Genomic DNA, 25476 nt, shown 5'->3' with positions numbered 1-25476 from the left:
ATAGTGAAATGTCGTCTACCGTGAACGCCGCCGCCCGCGTGCTGCCGCCGCTGCGCATCGGCCCCCTCGAGGTCCAGACGCCGGTGGTGCTGGCGCCCATGGCGGGCATCACCAACGCCGCCTTCCGCCGGCTGTGCCGCGAGCACGGCGGCGGCCTGTACGTCGCGGAGATGGTGACGTCCCGTGCACTCGTCGAGCGCACCCGCGAGAGCATGCGCATCATCCATCACGACCCCGACGAGAAGCCGCGCTCGGTGCAGGTCTACGGCGTTGATCCGGCGACGATTGGCGCGGCGGTGCGCATGCTCGCCGAGGAGGACCGCGCGGACCACATCGACATGAACTTCGGTTGCCCGGTGCCCAAGGTGACGCGTAAGGGCGGGGGAGCGGTGCTGCCGTGGAAGAGAGACCTGTTCCGCGACATCGTGCGCGCGGCGGTCCGCGAGGCCGCGCCGCACGGCATCCCCGTCACCGTGAAGATGCGCAAGGGCATCGACGACGATCACCTGACATACCTGGACGCGGGACGGATGGCGGAACGCGAGGGGGCGGCCGCCGTCGCGCTGCACGCGCGCACCGCCGCTGACTTCTACTCCGGCACGGCCGACTGGACCGCGATCGCACGGCTCAAGGAGGCGGTGACGTCGATCCCGGTGCTGGGCAATGGAGACATCTGGTCAGCCGAGGACGCGCTGCGCATGGTCGAGGAGACCGGCTGCGACGGCGTGGTCGTGGGTCGCGGATGCCAGGGTAGGCCCTGGCTGTTCGGCGACCTGCAGGCCGCCTTCGAGGGACGGCCGGAGCGCGCCCGGCCCGGTCTGCGTGACGTCGCGGACACCATCTACCGCCACAGCGAGTTGATGGTGGCGTTCTACGACGGTGACGAGAACAAGGCCGTGCGCGAGATGCGCAAGCATATGGCCTGGTATCTCAAGGGATATCCGGTGGGCGGCGAGCTCCGCCGGTCCCTGGGCCTGGTCAACACCCTCGACAGCCTGCGCTCGCTACTGGATGAGCTTCCGCTCGACACCCCGTATCCAGGCGAGGCTGCTGAGGGCGCGCGGGGACGCCAGGGAACTCCTAAGCGGCCCGCGTGCCCCGAGGGGTGGCTCGACACTCAGGACATCACTCCCGATCTCGAGGCCCGCCTGCGCGAGGCGGAGCTCAGCGTCTCGGGCGGCTAGCCGGAAGGTGGCTCACGTCTGCGACTCCCCCCAGCATCTGAGGCGCCACGTGGTCGCCTCTGACGCGAAGGCTCAGGCGAGCCCGAGTGGTGGCTCAGCCACCGCATCGGCCGCCGGACCGCCGCCCTCGGGCACCGGGGACTCGTCGCGCGGCTCGCGTGCGGGGACCAGCGTGAGCTGCACCATCCCGTCTCCGTAGCGCCGCACTTCCGTCACCGTGATGTGGTGGCGGTGCTCCGCGCCCGCGAACAGCGGATGACCCGCGCCGAGCACGGTCGGGTGGAGCGTCACGATCAGCTCGTCGATCAGACCTTCGTCGAGCGCTTGGCGAATGACGCTGCCGCCGTCGATATAGACGTCCTGGTCTCCGGCGGCATCCTTCGCTTCGGCGACGAGGTTCGCGATCGGCGCGGAGGCGGGCCGGACCGTGGCGGGCGCGTCGCTCACGGGCCGACCGGTCGCGACGATGACCGGCAGGTCCCCGTAGGGCCAGTCGATGTCGAGGCCCGACGCCACGTCGTACGTGCGCCGCCCCATGAGGATCGCGCCCACATCGGCGATGAAAGTCTCGTAGCCCACCGCATCGTCAGGGTGCTCGGACCACGGGCCGCTCGCCATGGGCGCCCATGGTGGCCGGGGCGCCTCGAGCCAGTCGATGTCGTCGCGTGGCCCGGCGATGAAGCCGTCCAGCGAGGCTGCGATGTAGGCGCGTACTCGTCCCATGCTCATACGCTACGTCGCGGTGAGCGCTCTCGCCCGGCGACCCGCGACCGGCGGCCTCGTCGGTGAGGTCGCGGCCGCCGCCCAGGAGGCCCTGCCTGCGGGTCGCCCCGGTGCCGCCGCTGATAGCGTGGCCGAACCCGCAGGTGCGCCCACGCGCACGGAAGGAGACGGTGCCATGCTCGACACGCCGCGTTATCGCCTCACCGACGCCGACGAGGTCAAGCGTCTGATCCGCCGGCACCCCTGGGCGACGCTGGTGTCGTCGACGTCGCATGGCCTGGTCGCCTCGCACTATCCCGTCCTGCTGGATGAGTCGACGGACGACATCGTGCTGATCAGCCACGTGGGGCGTCCTGACGACGAGCTGCACGAGCTCGGCGAACACGAGGTGCTCGTGGTCATCCAGGGTCCCCACGACTACGTGTCCGCGAGCTGGTATGACCCCGGCGAGGTGGTCCCGACGTGGAACCACGTCACCGCGCACCTGTACGGCGTGCCCGAGATCCTGTCGGAGGAGAGCAACTACGCGATGCTGTCCCGCCTCACGGACCACTTCGAGCAGCACCACGCCCACGGGCGCAGCCTCTCCGAGGACGAGGCGGGCACGAGGTCGATGGCCAAGGGGACGAAGGGCTTCCGCATCCGCGTCACGCGCTTCCAGGCTCGGGCCAAGCTGAGCCAGAACCAGGAGCCGCAGATCGTCGAGCGCGTCGCCGAGGAGATCGACCGCAAGAACCCGTCCTTGGCGGGTGAGATGAGGCGGTTCCAGTCCGGGCCGCCGTCCTCCTGAGCCCGGCGGTGGATGCCTCGTCGAGCGGCCGACCCCAGCCCGCTAGCATCGAACGGTGAGTGACCTCCCCGACGGCTACGAGCCCGCAGACGCCGAGCGCTGGATCACCGAGCCCCCCAAGGCCGCCCAGCGCACCCCGTTCGAACGCGATCGCGCGCGGATCGTGCACTCGAGCGCGCTGCGGCGACTCGGCGCCAAGACGCAGCTGCTGGGACTGGGCTCCGGCGACTTCGTGCGCACACGGCTCACGCACTCGCTCGAGGTGGCGCAGGTGGGGCGCGAGCTGGGCAAGGCGCTGGGTTGCTCTCCGGACATCGTGGACGCCGCGTGCCTCGCTCACGACCTGGGTCACCCGCCGTTCGGGCACAACGGTGAGCGCGCACTCGACGACATCAGCCGCGACATCGGCGGCTTCGAGGGCAACGCGCAGACGTTGCGCCTGCTCACGCGCCTGGAGCCCAAGTCGATCGACCCCGCGACCGGCCGCTGCGTGGGCCTGAACCTGACCCGCGCCGGGCTCGACGCCGTGGTCAAGTACCCGTGGCGAGAGCCGTCCGCGCCGATGCGTGCCGACGGCGTGCCCTCCCGCAAGTTCGGAGTCTACGACCAGGACTTGGCCGTGTTCGAGTGGTTGCGGGACGGCTCCGTCGGCACTCAGCAGAGCTTCGAGGCGCAGGTGATGGACCTGGCCGACGACATCTCGTACTCGGTGCACGACGTCGAGGACGCGATCGTCTACCGTGCCGTCAAGCTCTCGACCCTGCGGGATCCGGGGCAGGCGCGCGCGGTGATGGCGCACGTGCGCGAGTGGTACGGATCGGGAGAGGACGAGCCCTTGGTCGCGGCGCTAGGTCGCCTGCAGACCTTCCAGTGGTGGGCCGAGGACTACGACGGGTCCCGCCGGTCGCTGGCGGCCCTCAAGGACATGACCAGCCAGATCATCGGGCGGTTCGCGCACTCGATCATCGAGGCCACCCGAGAGCAGCACGGTCCGGGCGCGCTGACCCGTCACCGCGCCTCGCTCGTGGTGCCGCAGGACACTCTCGATGAGATCCTGGTGCTGAAGGGGATTGCCGTGCACTTCCTCATGGCGCCGCGGGAGATGAGCCCCATGTACGCCAAGCAGCGCCGGGTGCTCAAGGAGCTCGTAGGCGCCGTCGCGGAGCGGGGTGAGGATGCGATGGAGCCCCAGTTCGCAGCGGACTACCGCGAGGCGTCGGGCGACGGCGAGCGGCTGCGCGTCGCCCTCGACCAGGTGGCGTCGCTCACGGACACGTCGGCGTACAACTGGCACCACAAGTACTGCGAGAGCAAGCGCGCCGGCGCCTAGGCCGTCAATCGGTGGCAGGTTCGGTACGTCGCCGAGCTCGTAGCAGCACCACGAGCGCCACGACCGGCAACACCAGCGGGACCCACCCGTACGCGGAGCCGTATCCCGTCCACACGGTCTCGTCAGGCCACCATTCGGGGACCACGTAGCCGAGCGTCCCCACGACGAGCACGCCCGCGAGCTCGATGCCGGTGCCCCAGATCGCGACGGCGCGCCAGCCGCGCCACAGCGCGACGGCGATCAGGACATACAAGGCGGCCGATGCGCCCGAGACCAGGTACGGGACCGGTGCCTCGGCGAGTTTGGTAGAGATTTGCACGACGGAGCGGCCGGTGGCGGCGAGGCCCAGCACGGCGTACGCGACCATGAGCAGCAGCCGCCCGATGGGGGACATCAGGTCCCCAGGATGATGAGCACGCGCCATGCCAGCACGGCTGCGGCGACCGCGACGATCACGGCCGCGCCGCCGTCCACGCGCGCGATCTGGTCCGGCTGCAGCACCGGCCGGCCGGGATCGGGGTCTGCCGCGGCCGCGTCGGGGGCGCCGAGCCGACCGATGCCCAGCAGGGGCAGCAGCACGATCGCGGCGAGCAGGTACCCCAGCGTCAGCACGAGTCCCGCGTCATTGCCACTGACCAGCACGACCAGCACGGAGACCACCTGCACGGCGGTGACGATCCAGAACCCGGTCACGGTCCATTCGAGAACACGGTGAAGGCGGACCTGGATGATGGTGGCGAGGCCGACGAGAGCGAGAATTGCGCACGCCGCGAGCACCGCGGGGTAGATCACCCCGCCGTAGACCCCCATCTACTTCTGCTGGGACTGCTGCACGCGCATGGGCAGGCGCGACACCTCTTCACCGTCGATCGAGATGGCCCAGGCGAACATGCCGGCCTCGGCGAAGCGCAGGCCGTCGATGGTGAACGCGAAGCACGCGACCTGCTCGTCGCCGTCGACGAGGTGCGGGGGGCGGCCCAGCGTGAAGTCGCCGCCCATGGCGCGCACGGGCTGTGCCTTGCCGTCGGCGTCGGCGCGCAGACCGATGGGGTACTCCTTGCCGTCCTCGGTGACGAGCTTGAGCTCGAACTTGTGGGAGGAGTTGGTCGCGGTGAACGGAACATGCACCGTGGCGGCGACGGCCAGGCGACGGTGCGCGGCCGGGAACTGTCGGACGTAGATGGTGTTCCATCCGGCGCCAAGGGCGTAGATCTTGCCCTGGACGACCTCGGCCGAGTCAGCGAGGAAGGCGTCGACTCTCACAGGTATTCCTTTCGTGGATGGTCTTCTCGACCAGCCTACCGACCCCGCGCCAGTTCGTAGTGCGGGCCACCCGGCGCGGAGCGAGGACACGCGCGTGCGCGAGTAGGGTGATGCCGTGGCAGGCACCATCAATCGGGACGACATCGCGGCGGTCCGCGAGCGCGCGCCGATCGAGGACATCGTCGGCCAGCACGTCGCGTTGAAGAGTGCGGGCGTGGGATCCCTCAAGGGGCTGTGTCCCTTCCACGACGAGCGCTCACCGTCGTTCCACGTGCGACCCGGCGTGGGCCGTTGGCACTGCTTCGGCTGCGGCGAGGGCGGCGACGTCATCGAGTTCGTGATGCGCATGGACGGGCTTCCCTTCGCCGAGGCGGTGGAGTACCTGGCTGATCGTGCCGGCGTGGAACTGCGCTACGAGGCCGGCGGCTCCTCCCGACGTGAGGGCACCACTGGGCTGCGCAAGCGGCTGCTCGAAGCCCACCGCATCGCCGCCGCCTACTTCGCTGAGCAGCTCGCCTCACCCGAGGCCCGCATCGGCCGTGACTTCCTGCGCGAACGCGGATTCGACCGCGGCGCGGCGGAGATCTTCGGCGTGGGATACGCGCCGCAGGGCTGGTCGCACCTGGCCGAGTACCTGCGCGGCAAGGGCTTCACCGAGGAGGAACTGCGCGCCACCGGGATGATGTCCGAGGGGTCGCGCGGGCTGTACGACCGTTTCCGTGGGCGACTGGTGTGGCCCATCCGCGACGTGACGGGAGAGGTGATCGGGTTCGGAGCCCGCCGGCTTCACGAGGACGACCAGGGCCCCAAGTACCTGAACACGCCCGAGACCGCCCTGTACAAGAAGGCGCAGGTCCTCTATGGACTGGACCTTGCGAAGTCCGCTGTGCGCTCCGAGCGCACCGCGATCGTCGTCGAGGGATACACGGACGTCATGGCGTGCCACCTGGCGGGAGTGACCAATGCGGTCGCGACCTGCGGCACGGCGTTCGGCTCCGACCACGTCAAGGTGGTGCGCAGGCTCATGGGCGACACGGGAGGCCCGCAGACGAAGGTGGGGGAGTCGGGGGCCAAGGTGGTCTTCACGTTCGACGGCGACGAGGCTGGACAGAACGCCGCGCTCAAGTCCTTCCAGCTCGACCATCAATTCCTTGCGCAGACGTTCGTGGCTGTGGACCCCGACGGGCTCGACCCTTGCGACCTGCGCCAGCAGCGCGGCGATCGTGGTGTGACGGAACTCCTGGCAAGGCGGGTGCCCCTGTTCGAGTTCGTCATCCGCACCGCGCTCCGCTCGCACGACCTCGACACCGCGGAGGGCCGTGTCGCTGCCCTGCGCGCCGCCGCGCCGGTCGTCGCGGGGATCAAGGACCGTGCCTTGCAGCCCGAGTACAGCCGGCGCCTGGCCGGGTGGCTCGGCATGGATACGCAGACCATCTCCCGCGCGGTGGCCGATGCGGGACGGTCACGTCAGCCCGGACCGGGTGAGGCGCCGCCCACGACGGGTGCGATCCCGGTGCAGGACCGCGACGGGCCCTCGCGCCCGAACCCTCGTGACCCGGTGGTGCGGGCAGAGGCGATGTCCTTGGGAGTGCTGCTTCAGGCCCCGCGCGAGGCGGCCTCCGACCCGCTCGGCGGCGTGGTGCTCAAGGAGCTGGAGTCATCCGCGTTCACGGTGCCTCAGTACCGCGCTGTCTTCGACGCGATCGTCGCGGCGGGTGGGCCGGGAAGTGCTGGGGGTGACTGGGCGAACGCGGTGGCTGAGCAGGCGGGGGAGACGCTCGCCGGTGTGGTGTCGGAGCTCGCGGTCACGCCCCTTCCCCACGACAGGCCCGATGCGCTCGGGCACTGGGCGGGGACGGTGCTCGCTCGGGTCATGGACCTCAGCCTGACGCGCCGGATCGCCGAGGTTCGCGGGCGGATGCAGCGCGCGGGGGAGGGCACCGACGATCATCAGTCCGGCTTCGCGGAGCTGATCGCACTGGAGACCCGCCGGCGCTCTCTTCGCGAGCCCTGACACCCCTACATCACAGTTTCGTCGCGATAGGGCAAAGGGCATGTGAACGCCATGTGACGAGCGTGAAAAATCTTCGAGTCTCGGTGATCGAGGCCCGAAGGTGGCGGGTAGGTTCCCAGGAAGGCCGCGACACCACCCGGTGCCGGCGCCTCGAAGAACCGAAAGGTGCGACTGTGAGAATCAAGTTCAACCCCCTGGCTGCGACCGCCCTGATGGGCGCATTCGCCCTGACGCTCGCGGGCTGCGCAAGCTCCGACGAGTCCGAGGACGACGCCACGACCGAGGGCACGCCCACCGCTGAGGCCACGGCCGACGCGATGGAGGGCGAGGGTCTCCCCGAGTCGCTCACGCTGGCTCTGGTCCCGTCCGACGAGGTCGACCAGATCACGACCGACGGCGAGGCACTGGCATCGTCGCTCTCCGACGAACTCGGCATCCCCGTCGAGGTGTTCGTCCCCGAGTCCTACTCGGCCGTCGTCGTCGCGCTGCAGACCGGGCAGGCCGACATCGGCTTCCTCGGCCCGATCGCGATGGTCCAGGCCGAGAACGAGGCCGGCGCGGAGATCGTGCTGCAGGCCGTGCGCTACGGCTCCTCGGAGTACGTGGGCCAGTGGCTGACCAACGACCCCGACACCTACTGCATGGACGACGTCACCACCGAGGCGGACGAGGACGGCGTCAACTACTCGTACTGCAACGGTGCGACCGGCGGCTCCGGTCCGGCCGGCGAGGACGCCCTCGCGATGATCGACCCCGCCACGGACATCGCGTTCGTGGATGAGTCCTCCGCCTCTGGCTACTACTTCCCCGCCACGCAGCTCGCGAGCATCCTGGACATCGACCCGCTGGTCGACCTGACCAACACCCAGTTCGCAGGCGGCCACCCGCAGGCGGTGCAGGCGGTCTACGACGGCGACGCCACCATCGGCATCTCGTACAACGACGCACGTGGCGACCTCGCCGAGGAGTTCCCGGACGTCGGCGAAGAGGTCGTGGTGTTCGCGTACACCGCCAACATCCCGAACGACGGCGTGGTGGTCTCCGGTGACCTGAGCGACGAGGCACAGCAGATGATCACGGACGGTCTCATGGCGATCGCCGAGACCGAGGAGGGTGCCGCGGCGCTCGCCGCGGTGTACGAGATCGATGGTCTCGACCCCGCCAACCAGGAGGCGTTCGACAACACCGTGCGTCCCGTCGAGGAAAGCTTCGGCGAGCAGGGCTAACTCGACACACACAGATCTCGCGGTGGCCGCCTCGACCGAGGCGGCCACCGCAGATCCGTTCTATGGAACAGTGAAACCATGATCAGACTCAGCAACGTGACCGTTCGCTACCCGAACGGCGTGGTTGGCCTCGACGGCGTGGACCTGGAGATCCCGGACGGCCAGTTCGTCGTGGTGGTCGGGCTGTCGGGAGCGGGCAAGTCGACCCTCATCCGGACCATCAACGGGCTGGTTCCCGTCACCTCCGGCTCCTTGATGATCGACGACAAGGAGGTCTCCGGCGCCTCGAAGCGCGAGATGCGCGTAATCCGTTCGCGCATCGGGATGATCTTCCAGTCCTTCAATCTTGTGAAGCGCACCACCGTCATGAACAACGTGATGATGGGCCAGCTGCACGCGATCCCCGCCTACCGCTCGATGTTCGGCGCGTGGACCCACGAGGAGAAGGAGCGCTCGTTCCAGGCGCTCGAACGCGTCGGGATCGTCGAGAAAGCGTGGACCCGCGCCTCTCAGCTCTCGGGAGGGCAGCAGCAGCGGGTCGCGATCGCGCGTGCCCTTGCCCAGGACCCGACTGTGATGCTGGCCGATGAGCCCATCGCCTCGCTTGACCCGCCGACCGCGCAGCGCGTGATGAAGGACCTGCAGCGCATCAACCGCGACCTCGGCATCACCACGCTCGTGAACCTTCACTTTCTGGACCTCGCGCGCCAGTTCGGCGAGCGCGTGATCGGCATGCGCGACGGCAAGGTCGTGTTCGACGGTCCGGGTGCGGATGCGGACGATGCTGTCTTCGAGTCCATCTACGGCCGCTCGCTTACCGCAGACGACGCGCTCTCAGGGCAGGCATGAGCGTCGAGGCGCCCCCCGCATCGGCCGCCACCACCCGACCGCGCAAGCCGCCGCCGTCGCCAGGGATCATTGCGGGACTGATCATCGCTGCCGCCTTCACGGTGTGGGCCGCGCTGGAGATCGACTTCACCCTCGCGCCGCTGTGGCGCAACTTCGCGAACGGCTGGGAGATCATCAGCCAGTTCCTGAGCCCCAACTGGTCGTTCGTGTGGCGGGTGTGGGACGCCTGGGTGGAGACCATCGCGATCGCGGTCGTGGCAAGCGCAGTCGGTGTGCTCGTGGGGCTGATCTTCGCCTTCGGCGCCTCCCGCATCACCAACCGCAACGGTGGTCTGTACCGCTCGGTGAAGACGGTCACGGCGGTGATTCGCTCGCTGCCCGACGTGGCCTATGTGCTGATCTTCGTGGCACTGGTCGGGATCGGCTCCCTCGCCGGGATCCTCGCCCTCATCATGTTCAACATCGGCATTGCCGCCAAGTTGACTGCGGAGACCATTGACGCCGTCGACGTGGGCCCGCTGGAGGCCGCCGACGCCGGTGGATCCGGCACGTTCTCTCGTGCACGCTGGGCGGTCCTGCCGCAGATCATGCCCAACTACCTCTCGTACTGCCTCTACATCTTCGAGCTGAACATCCGCGCGTCCGTGGTCATCGGCATCGCGGGCGGTGGAGGCATCGGATCGGTGATCAACGTGCAGTTCTCTCGCTTCAACTACGAGAACGTCTCCGCGGTCATGATCGCGATCTTCGTCATCGTGCTGTTGATCGACCAGCTGTCTCAGCACCTGCGTCGGAGGTTCGTGTGAGTGCCGGGGACGGGCCGACGCCCGCGACCGCGACACGCACGGACACGACGCCCGCTCCCGCCGCGCGCACGCCCCGGCCCAAGGAGCCCTCCAAGGCGCGCGCGACGATCGCGTGGGTCGCCCTTGCCGTGATCTTCGCCGGAGGCGCGTTCCTGTCGAATGCGCGCTGGAGCCATATCACCGGCATCTTCACGGACGGCGCGCGCTACTTCCGGCTGATGGGCGAAGGCCTCCTGCAGAACCCGCTGTCCGAGCCGTACAACGAGTACTGGGTGCTGGCCCTCGAGAAGATGATGGAGTCGGTCTACATGGCGTGGGTCGGCACCATGCTGGGCGCCGTCATCTCGATCCCGTTCGGCTTCCTCGCCGCCCGCAACGTGGCCGGTCCGCTCACAGTGCAGGTCACGCGAGTAGTGCTGAACGCGATCCGCGCCGTCCCAGAGCTCGTGTTCGTCATCGTGATCATGCTTCCCATCTTCGGGTTCGGACCCGTGGCTGGCGCCGTCGCGCTCGGCGTGGGCGCCGTCGGCACCCTGGGCAAGCTGACCGCGGAGGCGCTGGAGGGCATCGATCCCGGACCGGTCGAGGCCGGTCAGGCCTCCGGTGCCTCTCGGTGGGCGATCTTGCGATGGGGCTACTGGACGCAGGTGCTGCCCGAGGTGCTCGCATTCTGGCTGTACCGATTCGAGGTCAACATCCGGGCATCGGCGGTGCTCGGCATCATCGGTGCCGGCGGAATCGGCCAGCTGCTGAGTCAGCTGTTCAGCAAGCGGGACTGGGACCAGATCGGCATCACGCTGGTGGTGATCATCCTCGTCACGATCGCGGTCGACGCGATCTCGGGTGCCATTCGTCACCGCATCATTGCCGGGTCTGGCTCGTCAGCCACTCAAGAGGAGAAGGTCGAGGCCGCGCTCTAGCAGTGCCTGGCAGGTGCGCGGGCCGACGTCCATGTTTCTCCCGGGTTGCCGGGCGTCTCGGTGCTTGACAGCACCGATGCGTCTGGCACGATGCTTGGTCATGAGGCTGAGGGTTGTCGTGGTCATGGCGGTGATAGCCGCTGGGACAACTGCTGGCTGCGGCGTCCCACCCGAGCCCTCGGTCGCGGTGAGCACGGAGCCGTCTCCGAGTGTGGAGGGCGTCGAGGCCGTCGACGACGTTGTGCAGGCATTGGGCGCGCCGGTCGTCGATGCCGCTGCAGCCGACTCGCCGGCCGTGACCGTTTCCCGCTCGCCGGAGCCGGAACCTGAGCGCGGCCCTGACCCCGATCCAGCGCAAGAGTCAGCTCCAGAGCCGGGCGGGGAGCCCAAGTCGGCGGACCCGGCACCGGTGCCATCGGACCCTGACCCGCCCAGCGCGACGGAACTCGCGTGTGCGGCGGTCAACGCCCAGCGTGCGGAGTACGGCGCCGCCGCCGTGACGTGCGCGTACAGTGAGGCGCTTGGCGACCTCGTCACCGAGACATGGTCGCTGTCTGGAGACATGGGCGCACTGTCGTGGCGCGTCCTCCACGTGGCGACGGACGCGGACATTGGGACGACAGTCACGTCCTTCGACGAACTGGGACCCGCGCTGCGCAATCTCGGACCCGACGGTCAGCGGGTCGTCGGCGGTGCGTATTCGACATTGCGCCTTGCCTGCAAGCAAGGAGCAAATGGGTCGACGCAAGGCCAGACGCGGTGGTCTTGCGCCTTCGCAATGGCGTGAGAGCGGTTGTCGACGGTCGCTGTGAGGTGCCGAGTGAGAAAGTACGCCAGACATGCGAAAGGCCGGCCCGCGCTTGCGGACCGGCCTCGAGGTGGCTCCTCCAGTTGGACTCGAACCAACAACCTGCCGATTAACAGTCGGCTGCTCTGCCAATTGAGCTATGGAGGATCGCAGTCAGCGAGTTTACATGATCCCGTTGCCCGGTCACGCCACCGGGAAGGCCGATGCGCGGGTCGCGGATAGACTGGCGCGCGGCCGCCCTCGGGGCGGCTCAGGGCCAGTAGCTCAGCCGGTTAGAGCAGCGGACTCATAATCCGTCGGTCGCGGGTTCGAGCCCCGCCTGGCCCACCTCCCTCACTCGCAATACTGTGTCGCCATGACCGAGTACGAGTTCGAGGCCGAGCCGTGGCGGTGGACGGGCAATGGCGCCCAGTGGGTGTTCGTCACCATCCCCGAGGACATTGCCGACGAGGTCGAGTCGCTCCAGACCGGTCAGGGCCGGGGGTTCGGGGCCGTGCGCGTGCGGGTCACTATCGGCACCACCACGTGGGAGACCTCGATGTTCCCGTCCACCGAGCACAGCTCCTACATTCTGCCGCTCAAGGCAGCGGTGCGCACGGCGGAGCGCATCGTGGTCGGCAGCGCGGTGAACGCACATATCGCTCTTGTCCAGGCGTGATCCACATCGGGGCGATGGGGCCGCGATTGTGGTCACATGGGCGGAACCGACCTAGGGTGGAGAGATGAGCGACGATACTCACGACACCAAGCCCTACGGCGGCAGCACCCGTGCCGCATGGCTCGCGACGGCCACCGGCATCCCCATCTATGTCTTGGTGTGGGCGATCATGTGGGGCCCAGGCGTCCAGTTGTTTGGATCGCTTGCCGACGCAGAGGGCACTCCGACGGTGGAGGACCCGACACTCAGTGCGATCGCGACTGTCAACATCCTGGTGGTGTTGGTGGGCATCGCCGCCATCGCTCACACCATCGGCAGGATCGTCTTCACACGCACCCGCGACACGCCCGTTGGCAAGGCCGCCGTGGTGTTCGCGGTGATGGGTGCCGTGCTCGCGGTGGTCCCGGTGGTGTTCATCGCCGTAGGGCAGGAGGACGCGTGGGCGGCCACCGTGGCAGCCCTCGTGCTGGTGCTGGTGCCATCCACAGTGTCCTCCGGAGCCACGAGGGCGCTGTTGCCCTTCGTCGACCGCTACTCCGCGCTGAGGTCCGCAGTGATCGTGCTGATGGTCATCGCGGTCATCGCCGTGGTGGTTTTCACCTTCTACGTCTTCCTGGGCTAGCAGGGGCGACGCCCCCGGCCCGGGCATCGGCGAACTGGCCCGCGCGGGCCTACCGTCCGTGCGATAGCCTGGTCCCGCCACACAGCGAGGAGGGGCACGCATGGGCTTCATTCAGGCCGCCGCAGGAGCGATCTCAGGAACGCTTGCAGACCAGTGGATCGACTTTCTTCAACCGCCGGACAACGTGCCGGCGACGGCGGTGGTGTTTCCCGCCGTCCTGAAGGGTCAGAACGCGGGTCGCGGCTCCAACGTCAGCCACTCCGAGAACATCATCACCAATGGCTCGAAGATCATCGTGCCCGAGGGATACGGACTGCTGACCTTCCACGACGGTGCCATCACCACGTTCGTCGCGGAGGCAGGTGCCTACATCTTCTCGGATGACGACCAGCAGGCGAAGTCGGTGTTCACCGGCGGCGGCTTCCTGTCCTCGACCGTCGAGAGCTCGTGGGAGCGCTTCAAGTACGGAGGCCGGCCCGGCGTCCAGCATCTGGCCTTCTACGTGAACCTGAAGGAGATCCCGAACAACAGGTTCGGCACTCAGGGTCCCATCTACTGGGACGACCACTACCTCAACACGCAAGCTGGCGCCGTCACTCGCGGCTCCTACACGTTGAAGGTCGTCGACCCGATCCTGTTCGTCAAGAGCATCGTGCCCGCCACCTACATCACGGCCAACGCCGGCATCTTCGACCTCACCGAGGTCAACAACCCGGTGTCCGAGCAGCTGTTCAACGAGGTCGTGGGATCGCTCTCCGCAGCGTTCTCCCGCTACACGAATGACGGCGAGCGCGGCAACCGGATCTCGAAGATCCAGGGAGATGCGCTGGGCTTCGCCAAGACGCTCTCCGACGTGGTCGAGGAGCACTACCACTGGACCGAGCAGCGCGGCATCACCATTCACGCGGCCGTCCTGCTCGCCATCGAGTACGACACTCCCACCGCCACGCTGCTCGAGGACGTCCAGAAGGCCGATGCTCTCTCTGGAGGGCGGGGCGACTCGTTCCTGCGGCAATCGGCAGCACGCGGCATCCAGTCCGCGGGCGAGAACGGCGGCGGCGAGGGTCTGGCCTTCATGGGCATGGGCATGAATGCCGCTGGTGGGTCTGTCGGGGGCCTGATGCAGAACCAGCCCGGCCAGCAGCAGGCGCCGCAAGGGGTCGGCCAGCAGGCGCAGCCCGCGCAGCAGGCCGAGCCGGGTCCGGCGGACAAGATCCGCGAGGCCAAGGCGATGCTCGACGAGGGCCTCATCAACCAGGAGGACTTCGACGCTCTCAAGCGCAAGGCCCTGGGCCTCTAGCGGGCCGAGGAGGAGCGTGCGGTGACACAGAGCAACGATGCCGATGGCGTACCCAACGAAGGCACGCCCGACGCCACCATCATCGACACGACAACGGGCAAGGCCCACGGGCACGACGACTGCCCGCAGTGCGGCTCCACCGAGGTCACCCGCAAGGGCAACACCCTGAGCTTGATCTGCCAGTTCTGCCGCTACGAGTGGGTGGGCAGCAAACTCGAGGACACCCACGGACTGGGCGAGGGCATCGACGAACTCTCGGGGCGGGTGTACACGTCCGGCGCAGCCGACATCACGAGCGACGAGTCCCTCGTGACCATCAAGTGCACGGGCTGCGGGTCCGAGGTAGTGGTCGACACCGCGCACTCGCTCGAGTCGCGCTGCCACTGGTGCCGGTCGATCCTGTCGATCAACGACAAGATCCCCAACGGTGCCGTTCCGGACGGTGTGCTGCCATTCAGCATCTCCAAGGACGAGGCGGTCAGACGCATCGCCACATTCGTGGACAAGCGCCAGTTCTTCGCGCTCAAGAAGTTCAAGGAGGAGTTCACCCCGGCCAACGTGATGGGGGTGTACATGCCCTACATGACTGTCGACGGAAACGTGGGCGCGAGGTTCCACGGCCAGGGTGAGGTGCTCACGCGGCGCTACACCGTGCAGCACGGCAAGAACAACTCGACCACGTACTACGACGCGAACGTCTTCGATGTGGTGCGCGACTTCGACCTCCACATCGACGATCTCATCGTCGAATCGTCCGCCACGAGGTCGAACATCGACAACCGCGCCAACACCAACAACATCATCAACTCGCTGCTGCCGTTCGACGTGAAGGAGATGGTCGCTTTCGACAGCAACTATCTGGGCGACTTCTCGGCCGAGAAGCGCGACCTGAACATCGATGACGTGGCAGGCCGCGCACATACGCAGTTCCTCACGATGGCTCGGGAGTCGATCCGCGACGACGTCGCCGGCTACGACCGCGGCGTCCGCTGGACGCATGAGCAGCTGACGGTGCACGGCAGCAGGTGGGCCTCAGTGTTCCTGCCCGTGTGGCTCTACAGTTACGCGCAGAAGATGGACGACGGCCAGGTCATGGTCCACTACATCGCCGTGAACGGCCGCACGGGGGCGTGCATGGGCAGCGTTCCTGTGAACAAGCGGCGGCTGTGGGGCGTCACGCTCGCCGTCTCCGCAGCGACCGCCGCGATCTCGTGGCCGCTCGCGATCGTGGCGATGGCGACGGGGGCATGATGATGGACCTGCTCCTGTCACTCCCTGGCGTCACGCTCGCGAGCTCGGGCGACGGCGACGGTGCCGGCTGGGTCGGAATCGCGCTGCTGCTGTTGCCTTTCGTAGTGGGCTGGTTCTTGTACCGCACGATGTACAAGCGGTATCGCAACCAGGACAAACGCTACGAGTTCGAGCACACGACGTCCGCGGTGCGCACCAACCTGAGGCGCTGGGACACGTTCGTGCGCGAGCACAAGCGCCAGCGCAATCGCGAGATCGATGGTCGCAACGACGACAACCCACTGGTGCGTGCGCCGAATGTCGTGGTCGACGAGGTGGATACCGCCCGTCAGGCGCAAGAGGCGCGCGAGGCTCAGGAGCCGAGGCTGGCACAGGAGCCCCGGGTCGCTGAAGGGGAGCGCGCGGCGCAGACCCCACGGGTGGAAGAGGGGCCGCGTGAGACTCAGCTGCCCGTCCCGAAGGACCCCGGTCCGTCGGCGCACTGAGGCGGACCTGTGCCTGGTGGGGAGGCCTAGGCCAAGCCTTGGTGCCCGCGCGCCGGCGAGGGGCCCCGGTCTGCCTGGCGCATGAGCGCCTGGGCAGTGCCCGAGTCGAGGACGAGCTCCGTGATGGTGCGTGCCCGGAGCGCGGCGAGCAGTGCGATTGCTTTGGCAGGCGCAGCGACCACTGCGATGCGACGCGGAATTCTTCGCAGCTGCAGCGGAGTGGGGCCGCTCGCGCGCATGTTGATCGAGATGTCTCGCCACGAGCCATCGGCACGCATGAACACGGTGCACACGTCGCCCACGACGGCGTGGGTCGCGAGGGAGCGCCGGTCCACCTCGTCCAGATAGCCGGATGCGTACACGTGTGACGGCATGGGGGAGTGGATGGAGCCCACCCCGAACAGCGCGACGTCCGCCTTGGCCTGGGAGTCGAGCACCTGGCGCACGGACCGCTCCTGCCACATCATCTCGCGCGTCCGGGGGAAGTCGAAGAACGCCGGTACGGGAAACGGCAGCAGCGCGGCGTTGAAGGACCGCGCGATCGCGCTCATCTGCTCGGCGCCGAAGGCAAGCCCGGTGGTGCTGGGCGAGACAGATCCGTTGAGCTGCACCACAGTCGCGCTCTCCAGCGGATGGTTTGCGAGGTGCGCGATGATCCCGGACACCGTCGTGCCCCAGGCCACACCGAGGGTCATCCCGTCGCCGAACCAGTCGGGCAAGGTCATCGCGGCGAACCGGGCCACGCGATCAAGGCGCTCGGCATCGCTCAGGGGCTCCTGCACGCGCACCACATGAGCGCGGACACCGAAGCGATCCGTGAGCTCCTGTGCGATGCCACTAGTCGTATCGGCATCCCTCACCTGGATGCGCACGATGCCCGCCTCTCGCGCAGCCTTCAGCATCCGGGACACCGTCGAGCGCGACTGACCCATGCGCCTCGCGACAGCCTCCATCGTCTCGTCCTCGAGGTAGTACAAGCGCGCGGCCTCGCGCATCAGGTCGTCCCGCGCGCCCGCACCCATTCGTCCCGCTCTGTCACTTGTGCTCATGGCCCCCTCGTCCCGCTGCACATTTGTGCACTTCTGTTGCGCATCCGTTCAGTTTACGTTCCCATGAGTCAAGACGAATGGAGACCACACTCACATGAGAAGCATGCTTACCCCGGAGAGCAGGATCGCCGACCTCGAGTCGATGAGCGACGAGCACGGTCTCGACGTGCTCGTCATTGGAGGCGGTGTGACGGGCGCCGGTGTCGCGCTCGATGCCGTGACGCGCGGCCTGCGGACCGGCATCGTCGAGGCGCAGGATTGGGCCTCAGGCACCTCGTCGCGGTCCTCCAAGCTGGTCCATGGCGGCCTTCGCTACCTACAGATGCTGGACTTCCACCTGGTGCACGAGGCGCTGACGGAACGCGACCTCCTGATCACGGAGCTCGCCCCGCACCTCGTCGAGCCCGTCTCCTTTCTGTACCCGCTCGAGAATCGGGTATGGGAACGCGCCTACGTGGGTGCGGGGGTCGCCCTGTATGACACCCTCGCGTCCGTCAACGGTCGCCGTCGTCGCGCTCTGCCGGTCCACCGTCACTTGAGCCGCACGGGGATGTCCAAGCAGTTTCCCGACCTGCGGCACGACGCCGCGATTGGCGGGATCCGCTACTGGGACGCCTCGGTCGACGATGCCAGGCTCGTGCTGACGCTCGTGCGTACCGCGGCGTCGTACGGAGCGCTGGCTGCGAACCGCACGCAGGTGGTGTCGTTGACGCACTCGTCGGTCGGTGCCGTCACTGGCGCCGTGGTGGAGGACCTCGAAACGGGCACCCGGCACACCATCAAGGCGCGCCACGTCATCACCGCGACGGGGGTGTGGACCGAGGAGACCGAGTCGCTCGCCCGGTCCGAGGGCGGTTTGCAGGTGCTCGCCTCGAAGGGCGTCCACATCGTCGTTCCGCGGGAGGCGATCCGGGGCGACGTGGGGCTGATCCTGCAAACTGAGAAGTCCGTGCTGTTCGTCATCCCGTGGTCGCGCTACTGGATCATCGGCACCACGGATACTCCCTACGACTTCGACCCCACCCATCCGGTCGCGACGCGGACTGACATCGACTACGTGCTCGAGCACGCCAACGCCGTGTTGGGCCGTCCACTCACGCACGACGATGTGATCGGCACGTGGGCGGGCCTGCGCCCGTTGCTGCAACCAGGTACCAAAGAAGGCACCTCATCCGCGAAGGTCTCGCGCGAGCACACGGTCGCCTCCCCGGTGCCCGGGATGACGGTGATCGCTGGGGGCAAGCTCACGACATATCGAGTGATGGCCAAGGACGCAGTCGACTTCGCGCTCGGTTCCCGCGCTAGGGCCATCCCCTCGATCACGGACCGGATCCCGCTGTGGGGCGCCGAGGGCCTCAAGGCGGTGAAGCGGCAGGGTCCCGCGCTCAGCGCGAAGCACGGATGGACCCGTGCGACCTTCGACCACCTCACGCACCGCTACGGCTCTGGAATCTTCCAGCTGCTCGACGCCATCAGAGCACAGCCGGACCTGGCGCTCCCCCTGGAGCACGCACCCGCGTACCTGCGTGCCGAGATCCACTTCGCGGCGACACACGAGCAGGTGATGCACCTCGAGGACGTCATGATGCACCGCACGCGGCTCGTGTACGAGGTCGCAGACGGAGGCATCGCGGCAGCGCCCGAGATTGCGGCGATCGTCGCCGCGGCACAGGGCTGGGACGACGACCGCACCGGCCGGGAGATCGCCTCCTATCGGGATCGGGTGGAGGCGGATGCCGCCGCCGCGCGCGAGTCGAGCGACAGTGACGCCATCGCCGCCCGTTCCGTCGCGGCGGACATCTCGCCCATGGTCGAGCTTGCGGCGTCGGAGGGGACCGACCCCTCCACCTAGATCTGGTGCCCCGTCGGGGCATCCATGGCGACTTCCGTCGCCTCCTTCTCACAATGGCGTGAACGAAAGGAAAAATGCATGATCGACATCTTCCTCTCAGAGATGCTGGGGACAGGAATGCTCATCCTCCTCGGAGGTGGCGTGGTAGCGAATGTCCTCCTCACCCAGTCCAAGGGTTTTGACGGTGGCTGGCTGCTCATCAACTTCGGGTGGGGCCTGGCTGTGTTCTCCGGCGTCTTCGTCGCCTTCTCGACGGGCGGCCACATCAACCCCGCCGTGACGGTGGGAATCTGGGCCTCCGGAGCAGAAGAGTTCGGTCCCGATATCGAGGTCAGCGCCGGCAACTTCCTCACCTACGTCGCTGCCCAGTTGGTGGGCGCGTTCATCGGCGCCGTGCTGGTCTACCTGGCCTATAAGAAGCACTTCGACGAGACCCCGGATGCGGGCGCGAAGCTCGCCATCTTCTCCACGGGCCCGGCGATCCGGTCATACGGATGGAACACCCTCACCGAGGTGATCGGCACCTTCGTGCTGGTCTTCGTGGTGCTCAGCTTCGGGAACTGGCCCGGCGACCTGGGCCCGCTCGCGGCTGCCTTGCTGGTGACCGGCATCGGCGCGAGCCTTGGCGGACCCACCGGCTATGCCATCAACCCGGCACGTGATCTGGGGCCACGCATCGCTCACGCGTTGCTTCCCATCCGCGGCAAGGGCGGCTCGGACTGGGGGTACTCCTGGGTGCCGATCGTGGGACCCATCATCGGCGGCATCGCGGGTGGTCTGCTCGCGGGCGCTCTCTACTAGGCACATGCCGCGCCATGGCGCGGTCATCACACGCACACACCTCTACGGATAAGGACAGCATGATGAGTGACTACATTCTCGCTATCGATCAGGGCACCACGAGTTCGCGGGCCATCGTGTTCGACCACGACGGTTCCATCGTCTCCACGGGGCAGAAGGAGCACGAGCAGTTCTTCCCGCAAGCAGGCTGGGTGGAGCATGATCCGCACGAGATCTGGACCAACGTCCGCGAAGTCGTGGGCCTCGCGCTCACCAAGGCGGACCTCACGCACGAGAACATCAAAGCGGTGGGCATCACCAACCAGCGTGAGACCGCGGTGGTGTGGGACAAGACCACCGGCAAGGCCGTGTACAACGCGATCGTGTGGCAGGACACGCGCACTCAGAAGATCATCGACAAGCTCGGCGGCGAGGAGGGCGCCGACAAGTACAAAGTTCGCGTCGGTCTGCCACTCGCGACCTACTTCGCGGGGCCCAAGGTGATGTGGATACTCGAGAACGTCGAGGGCGCGCGTGAGAAGGCGCAGGCCGGGGACCTGCTCATGGGCACCATCGACTCGTGGGTGCTGTGGAACATGACCGGGGGCAAGAACGGCGGGGTACACGTGACGGACGTGACCAACGCGTCCCGCACCATGCTGATGGACCTGAAGACCCTGTCGTGGGACGAGTCGATCGCGGCCGACATGGGCATACCGCTGTCGATGCTGCCGGAGATCCGCTCGTCGGCGGAGGTGTACGGAGAGGGCAGGCGTGGCGGACTCCTCCCGGGAGTGCCGATCGCAGGCATCTTGGGCGATCAGCAGGCCGCTACCTTCGGGCAGGCCTGCTTCGAGGTCGGCATGGCGAAGAACACCTACGGCACCGGCAACTTCATGCTGATGAACACGGGCACCGAACTCGTGCCGTCGAAGAATGGGCTGCTCACCACGGTCTGCTACAAGATCGGGGACCAGCCGGCGGTGTATGCGCTTGAGGGGTCGATCGCGGTGACGGGGTCACTGGTGCAGTGGCTGCGCGACAACGTGGGACTGATCAAGTCGGCCGCCGAGATCGAGGATCTTGCGGCGAAGGTCGACGACAACGGCGGCGCGTACTTCGTGCCTGCATTCTCCGGGCTCTTCGCTCCGTACTGGCGCTCGGACGCCAGGGGAGCGCTGGTCGGGCTCACCAGGTACGTGACCGCCGGGCACATCGCGCGCGCCGCACTGGAGGCGACGGCTTACCAGACAGCCGAGGTCGTCGACGCGATGCGGGCCGACTCGGGAGTCGAACTTACCGAGCTCAAGGTCGACGGCGGCATGGTGGTGAACGAGGTCCTCATGCAGTTCCAGGCCGACATCCTGGACGTCGAGGTGGTGCGTCCCAAGGTCGCCGAGACGACCGCGCTCGGGGCTGCCTACGCGGCGGGCATCGCGGTGGGGTACTGGGAGGGCGAGCAAGACGTCATCGACAACTGGGATGAGGACAAGCGGTGGAACCCCGACCTCGCCGATGACGAGCGCTCGCGGCTGATGCGCAACTGGAAGAAGGCGGTCACCAAGACCATGGATTGGGTGGACGACGACGTCAGCTGAGACTATGCCTCATCCCGGTGCGCGCCGCCTGCTCACTACGGTGGCGCGCGCCGGGCGCATGTCGGTGCCACGCTCTAGCGTGGGCGACATGAGTACTCCACGATGCGACATCTGTGGGGCCGGCGTGACCGAGACCGGCGCGCTGGTGGACTTCCTCCCGCGCGAGGTCGACCTCGCGTGGCACCTGCAGTGGTGTGACGGTGACTCCCCGCCCAGCGTGGGCCCGCCGCTTGGAGAGGCTCCCGACGCTGCGTGGCTATGCGGTCGCCACGTCGAGTGCGGCCTCCTGCTCGCGACTCGGTGCGACATCGAAAGAGGGCTCACGCTGCTGCGGGAGTCCGACACCGGCGTGGAGATTCGCGGTCAACTCGCGGGGACGATGCGGATCGGCGAGTGGGAGCGGGTGCTGCGACGTGCATTGCCTGACTTCGCGATTGAACTGGGCAGCGGTGATGTCGAGATCGACGAGGACTGGCAGACCAGCTACAGGGAGGACTCGGAGATTCCCGCCGGCGCGCGCAACGGCGTCGAGTGCACGAGCTGGCGGGTACGCGGTGACGGCTCGATGGTCGCCGTGGACCGCACCATCATCGACTGGCGCACAGGCGGCGTGGCGCGCACCGACATCCACATTGGATCGGTCATGCGCGACGGTTCAGGCTGGTCCGTGTGGGCGACGCCCGATCCCGGCTCGGATCGCCTGGGTTCGGAGCACCTCAGCGTGCATGGGGAGCCATCGCCACTGATGGGGGATCTGATGCGCCGCTACGGGCTGAAGGCCACGCGGGTACGCCCGTGAGCCGCCGGGCCACGGTGCCCGTCTGAGACACCGTGCCCGTCTGAGACACCGTCCCCACTTGAGACACAGCAAAGCGGCGGGAGCCCCGGGCCCCCGCCGCTTTGCCGAGAAGGATGCGTCAGGACTTGCCGTCGTCGTTGCGATCAGTCGCGTCGTTGTACTTCTCGGCCACCTTGTCCTTGCCGTCCTCCACCTTGTCCTTGGCGGAGGCCTTGCCTTGGTCCGTCTTGCCCTCGGCCTCGAGCTGCTCGTCGTCGGTCGCCTTGCCCGCGCCTTCCTTGAACTTTCCCTTGGCGTCCTCGGCTGCGTTGCTGAGTCGGTCGGTTCCACTCATGGCGATGCTCCTTGTCTTGTCTCCGGTGTCGTGCTTCGCCATGGTCAACAGTGGGGCCCGACCGCGCTATTCCGAGCCCGAGCCTCTCAGCAGCGCCGCGATGCTGGACGGCAGGGCGTCGGCCACGTCAAGAGCGACCACCGGTCCTCCCGGACACGCCGTCTCCGCGGCCCGCGCGTGAACCCAGGCCGCGCACGCCCCCGCATCGGATGCCGTCAGGCCTGCAGCAAGCAGCATGCCAGCGATGCCCGCGAGGACGTCGCCGCTGCCGGCGGTCGCGAGCCACGGGGGTGCGACGGGAAGCTCGATCACGACTCCGCCGGGCGATGCGACGAGCGTCCGCGCGCCCTTGAGCAGCACGGTGGCTCGCGCGGTCTCCGCGAGCAGCCGGGCGTGGCCGGCACGGTCGGCGGCGATGTCCATAATCGTCGCGTCGTGGCGCAGCACATTCAGAGTGCGCATCAGCTCCTCGGCATGGGGGGTCAGCAGCACACGGTCCGCAGGCGCCTCCCGCGAGCCCGAGGCACGGGACCGCGCGACGGCCTCGAGAGCCCCCGCGTCCACCACCATTGGCAGCCCTGAGGCCATCACTGCGCCGATGGCCGCGTCCTGCTCGGGGTGGTCGGCGACCCCCGGGCCCACGACCCAGGCCTGCGCCCGCGGCAGGGACTCAGACGCGTCGCCGGGGTCGTGCATCACGCACTCGGGACGGTGTGCCAGCACCAGGTCCTGTGCGCGACGGGGACCCACGTAGCGAATCATCCCGGCGCCGGCCCGGGCCGCACCCGAGGCGACCAGCACCGCCGCCCCCGGGTACGCATCCGAACCGGCGACCAGGCCGACGACACCGCGGGAGTACTTGTCCGCATCGGCGCCGGGCACCGGCCAGCGTTCGCGGACCTGGTCCGCGCCCCATTCGCCCGGAGTGCTCACGCATCCAGACTGGCACATGATGCCCGGCCGGCGGTAGAAGCAGGGGACGACTCCCGGCGTGCGACGAGCCCGTGAGAGAATACGCGGCATGGCTATGCGTGACATCCGGGTGACCGGCGACCCCGTCCTGCGCACTGTGTGCGAACCCATCACAGACATCGACGACCGCGTGCGCACGCTGGTCGAGGATCTCCTCGAGACCGTCGATCACGAGGGCCGGGCGGGTCTGGCGGCGAACCAGATCGGCGTCAGCCTGCGGGCGTTCTCGTGGAACATCGACGATGAGGTGGGCTACATCCTCAACCCGGAGATTGTGGAGCGCAGCAGCGACCTGCAGGAGATCGGCGACGAGGGCTGCCTGTCCGTGCCGGGCCTGTGGTACCCATGCGAGCGCCCCGCCTACACCAAGGCGGTGGGCACCGACCTGGATGGCGCGGAGGTCGTGATCGAGGGTGAGGAGATCTGGGCGCGGCTCATCAACCACGAGGTGGACCATCTCGATGGCAAGCTCTACCTCGACCGCCTCGCGAAGGACGTGCGCAAGCGCGCCATGCGCGAGTTGCGCGAGTCGCTCGAGGCCTAGCCGGACTCAGCGGCGGGGCACGCCCACCTGTGCCACGACCACGCGCCCGGCCGATGCGGCTGCGGGCTGCTCGACCAGGCACGGCTTGGGTGCGGTGAAGGTGACGGTGACGTCGGCGTGCACGTGAGGAGCATCGGCACTGCCTGAATCGACGTCGAGACCGCTCGGAAGGTCCACCGCGACCACGGCTGCGCTTGCGGGGATGGCGGCGACCAGAGCATCTGCGGGAGCGCGCAGCCCCGGCTTCGCGCCGACGCCGACGATGCCGTCGATCACCAGGTCCGCCCGACCGATCGCCTCAAGCGCAGCAGAGTCCTCACCGCTACTGGCCTCGATCACCCGAGCACCGGCGGCCTCGCACTCGCCGCGCCCCATCTTGTGGGCGGTGGACCCCACGAGCACGGCCGTGGTCTGCGCGCCCCGGTAGTGCAGCCGGGCCCCGGCGAGCAGGGCATCGCCGCCGTTGTTGCCGCTGCCGGCGAGCACGACCACGTGGGCGCCCCACGTCCGCCCGAGCCGCTGTGCCAGGAGAGACTCGCACTCAGCCGCGACCGCATCGGCCGCCCGCGCCATCAGCGTGGACTCGGAGACTGTCCGCATAGCAGCCTTCTCGGCGTCACGCACCTGCTGTGCGGTCATCACGGAAGGAGGCGTCGGCGGGACGGTCATGCGACCAGCGTTCCATACGCCGCGCGCGGCCGCTGGAGTTATCGGCGCACATGGGGCACGATAGGAGCACACACACCTGGTGCAGCCGGGTTGTCCTTCGAGGTCGTAGGGGAAGACGTACCTCACTAGGAAGGATGGGTCATGGCTGCGATTACCCGAGGTGTCCTTTTCGTGCATTCGGCGACTCGAGCGATGTGCCCGCACATCGAGTGGGCCGCTCAGTCTGTGCTGGGCGCACGCGCCTCGTTCGAGTGGACGGATCAACCGGCCGGCTCCTCGCTGTACCGTGCCGAGGTCGCTTGGCAGGGCACGCCTGGCACCGGCGCGCGCCTCGCCTCGGCACTGCGCGGCTGGGAGCACGTCCGCTACGAGGTGACCGAGGACCCGTCCTTCGGCTCGGACGGCGGCCGCTGGTCGCACACCCCCTCGCTTGGAATCTTCCACGCCGTCACGGACGTGCACGGCAACATCGTGGTGCCCGAGGATCGCATCCGCGCGGTGCTCGAGGCCGGAGCGTCCGTGTCGGAGTTCAAGCGCGCAATGGACCTCGCGCTCGGTGCCGCGTGGGACGAGGAGCTCGAGCCGTTCCGCTACGCGGGCTCCGGTGCTCCGGTGCGGTGGCTGCACCGTGTGGGATAGCTCCGCGTTGG

28 protein-coding genes and 2 tRNA genes are annotated in these 25476 nt (G+C 68.1%); 21 read left to right on the top strand and 9 right to left on the bottom strand.

Annotation, left to right across the window (positions count from 1 at the left end):
• Positions 1 to 8: 8 nt before the first annotated feature.
• Positions 9 to 1184, top strand: coding sequence for a tRNA dihydrouridine synthase DusB (gene dusB, locus ACNI3K_RS12325; RefSeq protein WP_419392203.1), 1176 nt, complete (start codon positions 9 to 11; stop codon positions 1182 to 1184).
• 72 nt (positions 1185 to 1256) lie between these two features.
• Here dusB and ACNI3K_RS12320 read toward each other — a convergent pair whose 3' ends face one another.
• Positions 1257 to 1907: a dihydrofolate reductase family protein gene (locus ACNI3K_RS12320; RefSeq protein ID WP_419392202.1), complete on the bottom strand. Its 651-nt coding sequence runs from the start codon at positions 1905 to 1907 to the stop codon at positions 1257 to 1259.
• Here ACNI3K_RS12320 and ACNI3K_RS12315 point away from each other — a divergent pair.
• Both ACNI3K_RS12315 and ACNI3K_RS12310 read left to right on the top strand, forming a co-directional pair.
• Positions 1906 to 2697, top strand: coding sequence for an FMN-binding negative transcriptional regulator (locus tag ACNI3K_RS12315; RefSeq protein WP_419392201.1), 792 nt, complete (start codon positions 1906 to 1908; stop codon positions 2695 to 2697). The two genes, ACNI3K_RS12320 and ACNI3K_RS12315, sit on opposite strands and share 2 nt — an antisense overlap.
• Before the next feature lie 55 nt (positions 2698 to 2752).
• Positions 2753 to 4027: a deoxyguanosinetriphosphate triphosphohydrolase gene (locus ACNI3K_RS12310; protein ID WP_419392200.1), complete on the top strand. Its 1275-nt coding sequence runs from the start codon at positions 2753 to 2755 to the stop codon at positions 4025 to 4027.
• A gap of 4 nt (positions 4028 to 4031) precedes the next feature.
• On the opposite strand, the gene ACNI3K_RS12305 is transcribed toward ACNI3K_RS12310, so the two are convergent.
• From ACNI3K_RS12305 to ACNI3K_RS12295, 3 genes are read right to left on the bottom strand one after another with little or no spacing between them, the layout of a single operon-like run.
• A complete protein-coding gene (locus tag ACNI3K_RS12305; protein ID WP_419392199.1) occupies positions 4032 to 4421 on the bottom strand; it encodes a hypothetical protein in 390 nt (129 codons plus the stop codon).
• Complete coding sequence (locus ACNI3K_RS12300; protein ID WP_419392198.1) at positions 4421 to 4837, bottom strand: hypothetical protein; 417 nt, start codon at positions 4835 to 4837, stop codon at positions 4421 to 4423. The genes ACNI3K_RS12305 and ACNI3K_RS12300 overlap by 1 nt, the downstream gene beginning before the upstream one ends.
• Complete coding sequence (locus ACNI3K_RS12295; protein WP_419392197.1) at positions 4838 to 5290, bottom strand: DUF6941 family protein; 453 nt, start codon at positions 5288 to 5290, stop codon at positions 4838 to 4840.
• 115 nt (positions 5291 to 5405) lie between these two features.
• Here ACNI3K_RS12295 and dnaG point away from each other — a divergent pair, with 115 nt between their 5' ends.
• The 6 genes from dnaG (at position 5406) to ACNI3K_RS12265 (ending at position 11892) form a co-directional block, all read left to right on the top strand.
• Positions 5406 to 7304: a DNA primase gene (dnaG, locus tag ACNI3K_RS12290; RefSeq protein WP_419392196.1), complete on the top strand. Its 1899-nt coding sequence runs from the start codon at positions 5406 to 5408 to the stop codon at positions 7302 to 7304.
• 173 nt (positions 7305 to 7477) lie between these two features.
• On the top strand, positions 7478 to 8530 hold the full coding sequence (gene phnD / locus ACNI3K_RS12285; protein ID WP_419392195.1) for a phosphate/phosphite/phosphonate ABC transporter substrate-binding protein: 1053 nt from the start codon (positions 7478 to 7480) through the stop codon (positions 8528 to 8530).
• Positions 8531 to 8608: 78 nt separating this feature from the next.
• Complete coding sequence (phnC, locus tag ACNI3K_RS12280; protein WP_419392194.1) at positions 8609 to 9379, top strand: phosphonate ABC transporter ATP-binding protein; 771 nt, start codon at positions 8609 to 8611, stop codon at positions 9377 to 9379.
• Complete coding sequence (gene phnE / locus ACNI3K_RS12275; RefSeq protein WP_419392193.1) at positions 9376 to 10185, top strand: phosphonate ABC transporter, permease protein PhnE; 810 nt, start codon at positions 9376 to 9378, stop codon at positions 10183 to 10185. Before phnC ends, phnE (ACNI3K_RS12275) begins: the two co-directional genes overlap by 4 nt.
• Positions 10182 to 11105 (top strand): phosphonate ABC transporter, permease protein PhnE, encoded by a 924-nt coding sequence (gene phnE / locus ACNI3K_RS12270; protein WP_419392192.1) that lies wholly within the window; start codon positions 10182 to 10184, stop codon positions 11103 to 11105. Before phnE (ACNI3K_RS12275) ends, phnE (ACNI3K_RS12270) begins: the two co-directional genes overlap by 4 nt.
• Positions 11106 to 11205: 100 nt before the next feature.
• Entirely contained in the window at positions 11206 to 11892 is a 687-nt protein-coding gene (locus ACNI3K_RS12265) for a hypothetical protein (protein WP_419392191.1), read from the top strand.
• A 92-nt stretch (positions 11893 to 11984) separates the two neighbouring features.
• Here the strand turns inward: ACNI3K_RS12265 and ACNI3K_RS12260 are convergent.
• Positions 11985 to 12060: transfer RNA gene (locus ACNI3K_RS12260), tRNA-Asn, on the bottom strand.
• 106 nt (positions 12061 to 12166) lie between these two features.
• On the opposite strand from ACNI3K_RS12260, the gene ACNI3K_RS12255 reads away from it, so the two are divergent.
• The 6 genes from ACNI3K_RS12255 (at position 12167) to ACNI3K_RS12230 (ending at position 16229) form a co-directional block, all read left to right on the top strand.
• Positions 12167 to 12240 (top strand) — tRNA-Ile (locus ACNI3K_RS12255).
• Positions 12241 to 12268: 28 nt separating this feature from the next.
• Positions 12269 to 12571 (top strand): DUF1905 domain-containing protein, encoded by a 303-nt coding sequence (locus tag ACNI3K_RS12250; RefSeq protein WP_419392190.1) that lies wholly within the window; start codon positions 12269 to 12271, stop codon positions 12569 to 12571.
• Between the two features lie 64 nt (positions 12572 to 12635).
• Positions 12636 to 13193, top strand: a complete 558-nt coding sequence (locus ACNI3K_RS12245; protein ID WP_419392189.1) for a hypothetical protein — start codon at positions 12636 to 12638, stop codon at positions 13191 to 13193.
• Between the two features lie 100 nt (positions 13194 to 13293).
• Positions 13294 to 14493, top strand: coding sequence for an SPFH domain-containing protein (locus tag ACNI3K_RS12240; protein ID WP_419392188.1), 1200 nt, complete (start codon positions 13294 to 13296; stop codon positions 14491 to 14493).
• 21 nt (positions 14494 to 14514) lie between these two features.
• The gene (locus ACNI3K_RS12235) at positions 14515 to 15744 is read left to right on the top strand and encodes a TFIIB-type zinc ribbon-containing protein (RefSeq protein ID WP_419392187.1); all 1230 of its coding nucleotides are present in this window, start codon (positions 14515 to 14517) and stop codon (positions 15742 to 15744) included.
• Positions 15744 to 16229, top strand: coding sequence for a hypothetical protein (locus ACNI3K_RS12230; RefSeq protein ID WP_419392186.1), 486 nt, complete (start codon positions 15744 to 15746; stop codon positions 16227 to 16229). The genes ACNI3K_RS12235 and ACNI3K_RS12230 overlap by 1 nt, the downstream gene beginning before the upstream one ends.
• 26 nt (positions 16230 to 16255) lie before the next feature.
• On the opposite strand, the gene ACNI3K_RS12225 is transcribed toward ACNI3K_RS12230, so the two are convergent.
• Positions 16256 to 17278: a sugar-binding transcriptional regulator gene (locus ACNI3K_RS12225; RefSeq protein ID WP_419392185.1), complete on the bottom strand. Its 1023-nt coding sequence runs from the start codon at positions 17276 to 17278 to the stop codon at positions 16256 to 16258.
• 94 nt (positions 17279 to 17372) lie between these two features.
• Between ACNI3K_RS12225 and ACNI3K_RS12220 the strand changes: the two genes are divergently transcribed.
• The 4 genes from ACNI3K_RS12220 (at position 17373) to ACNI3K_RS12205 (ending at position 22307) form a co-directional block, all read left to right on the top strand.
• Entirely contained in the window at positions 17373 to 19130 is a 1758-nt protein-coding gene (locus ACNI3K_RS12220; protein WP_419392184.1) for a glycerol-3-phosphate dehydrogenase/oxidase, read from the top strand.
• A gap of 78 nt (positions 19131 to 19208) precedes the next feature.
• A complete protein-coding gene (locus tag ACNI3K_RS12215) occupies positions 19209 to 19931 on the top strand; it encodes an MIP/aquaporin family protein (RefSeq protein WP_419392183.1) in 723 nt (240 codons plus the stop codon).
• Between the two features lie 62 nt (positions 19932 to 19993).
• Positions 19994 to 21508, top strand: coding sequence for a glycerol kinase GlpK (gene glpK / locus ACNI3K_RS12210; protein WP_419392182.1), 1515 nt, complete (start codon positions 19994 to 19996; stop codon positions 21506 to 21508).
• Between the two features lie 88 nt (positions 21509 to 21596).
• Positions 21597 to 22307 carry a hypothetical protein gene (locus tag ACNI3K_RS12205; RefSeq protein ID WP_419392181.1) on the top strand — a complete coding sequence of 237 codons (711 nt, stop codon included), beginning with the start codon at positions 21597 to 21599 and terminating at the stop codon, positions 22305 to 22307.
• Between the two features lie 118 nt (positions 22308 to 22425).
• Here the strand turns inward: ACNI3K_RS12205 and ACNI3K_RS12200 are convergent, their stop codons facing one another.
• A complete protein-coding gene (locus ACNI3K_RS12200; protein WP_419392180.1) occupies positions 22426 to 22641 on the bottom strand; it encodes a CsbD family protein in 216 nt (71 codons plus the stop codon).
• Positions 22642 to 22707: 66 nt separating this feature from the next.
• Entirely contained in the window at positions 22708 to 23574 is an 867-nt protein-coding gene (locus ACNI3K_RS12195; protein ID WP_419392179.1) for an NAD(P)H-hydrate dehydratase, read from the bottom strand.
• A gap of 88 nt (positions 23575 to 23662) precedes the next feature.
• Here ACNI3K_RS12195 and def point away from each other — a divergent pair, with 88 nt between their 5' ends.
• Positions 23663 to 24157, top strand: coding sequence for a peptide deformylase (gene def / locus ACNI3K_RS12190; RefSeq protein ID WP_419392178.1), 495 nt, complete (start codon positions 23663 to 23665; stop codon positions 24155 to 24157).
• Between the two features lie 6 nt (positions 24158 to 24163).
• Here the strand turns inward: def and ACNI3K_RS12185 are convergent, their stop codons facing one another.
• On the bottom strand, positions 24164 to 24826 hold the full coding sequence (locus ACNI3K_RS12185; protein WP_419392177.1) for an NAD(P)H-hydrate epimerase: 663 nt from the start codon (positions 24824 to 24826) through the stop codon (positions 24164 to 24166).
• Positions 24827 to 24967: 141 nt separating this feature from the next.
• On the opposite strand from ACNI3K_RS12185, the gene ACNI3K_RS12180 reads away from it, so the two are divergent.
• Positions 24968 to 25465, top strand: a complete 498-nt coding sequence (locus ACNI3K_RS12180; protein WP_419392176.1) for a DUF3145 domain-containing protein — start codon at positions 24968 to 24970, stop codon at positions 25463 to 25465.
• The last annotated feature ends 11 nt before the right edge of the window (positions 25466 to 25476 follow it).

Source organism: Demequina ureilytica, from assembly GCF_048553575.1.
Classification (GTDB): Bacteria; Actinomycetota; Actinomycetes; order Actinomycetales; family Demequinaceae; genus Demequina.
This window is presented reverse-complemented; position numbering and strand designations above follow the sequence as displayed.

Bases quoted from the DNA above. Each gene is read 5' to 3' on its own strand.
- dusB (WP_419392203.1), top strand. From the start codon at position 9: ATGTCGTCTACCGTGAACGCCGCCGCCCGCGTGCTGCCGCCGCTGCGC.
- ACNI3K_RS12315 (WP_419392201.1), top strand. From the start codon at position 1,906: ATGCTCATACGCTACGTCGCGGTGAGCGCTCTCGCCCGGCGACCCGCG.
- ACNI3K_RS12320 (WP_419392202.1), bottom strand. From the start codon at position 1,907: ATGGGACGAGTACGCGCCTACATCGCAGCCTCGCTGGACGGCTTCATC.
- ACNI3K_RS12305 (WP_419392199.1), bottom strand. From the start codon at position 4,421: ATGTCCCCCATCGGGCGGCTGCTGCTCATGGTCGCGTACGCCGTGCTG.
- ACNI3K_RS12300 (WP_419392198.1), bottom strand. From the start codon at position 4,837: ATGGGGGTCTACGGCGGGGTGATCTACCCCGCGGTGCTCGCGGCGTGC.
- phnC (WP_419392194.1), top strand. From the start codon at position 8,609: ATGATCAGACTCAGCAACGTGACCGTTCGCTACCCGAACGGCGTGGTT.
- phnE (WP_419392193.1), top strand. From the start codon at position 9,376: ATGAGCGTCGAGGCGCCCCCCGCATCGGCCGCCACCACCCGACCGCGC.
- ACNI3K_RS12265 (WP_419392191.1), top strand. From the start codon at position 11,206: ATGAGGCTGAGGGTTGTCGTGGTCATGGCGGTGATAGCCGCTGGGACA.
- ACNI3K_RS12250 (WP_419392190.1), top strand. From the start codon at position 12,269: ATGACCGAGTACGAGTTCGAGGCCGAGCCGTGGCGGTGGACGGGCAAT.
- ACNI3K_RS12245 (WP_419392189.1), top strand. From the start codon at position 12,636: ATGAGCGACGATACTCACGACACCAAGCCCTACGGCGGCAGCACCCGT.
- ACNI3K_RS12240 (WP_419392188.1), top strand. From the start codon at position 13,294: ATGGGCTTCATTCAGGCCGCCGCAGGAGCGATCTCAGGAACGCTTGCA.
- ACNI3K_RS12230 (WP_419392186.1), top strand. From the start codon at position 15,744: ATGATGGACCTGCTCCTGTCACTCCCTGGCGTCACGCTCGCGAGCTCG.
- ACNI3K_RS12225 (WP_419392185.1), bottom strand. From the start codon at position 17,278: ATGAGCACAAGTGACAGAGCGGGACGAATGGGTGCGGGCGCGCGGGAC.
- ACNI3K_RS12220 (WP_419392184.1), top strand. From the start codon at position 17,373: ATGAGAAGCATGCTTACCCCGGAGAGCAGGATCGCCGACCTCGAGTCG.
- ACNI3K_RS12215 (WP_419392183.1), top strand. From the start codon at position 19,209: ATGATCGACATCTTCCTCTCAGAGATGCTGGGGACAGGAATGCTCATC.
- glpK (WP_419392182.1), top strand. From the start codon at position 19,994: ATGAGTGACTACATTCTCGCTATCGATCAGGGCACCACGAGTTCGCGG.
- ACNI3K_RS12205 (WP_419392181.1), top strand. From the start codon at position 21,597: ATGAGTACTCCACGATGCGACATCTGTGGGGCCGGCGTGACCGAGACC.
- ACNI3K_RS12200 (WP_419392180.1), bottom strand. From the start codon at position 22,641: ATGAGTGGAACCGACCGACTCAGCAACGCAGCCGAGGACGCCAAGGGA.
- def (WP_419392178.1), top strand. From the start codon at position 23,663: ATGGCTATGCGTGACATCCGGGTGACCGGCGACCCCGTCCTGCGCACT.
- ACNI3K_RS12185 (WP_419392177.1), bottom strand. From the start codon at position 24,826: ATGACCGTCCCGCCGACGCCTCCTTCCGTGATGACCGCACAGCAGGTG.
- ACNI3K_RS12180 (WP_419392176.1), top strand. From the start codon at position 24,968: ATGGCTGCGATTACCCGAGGTGTCCTTTTCGTGCATTCGGCGACTCGA.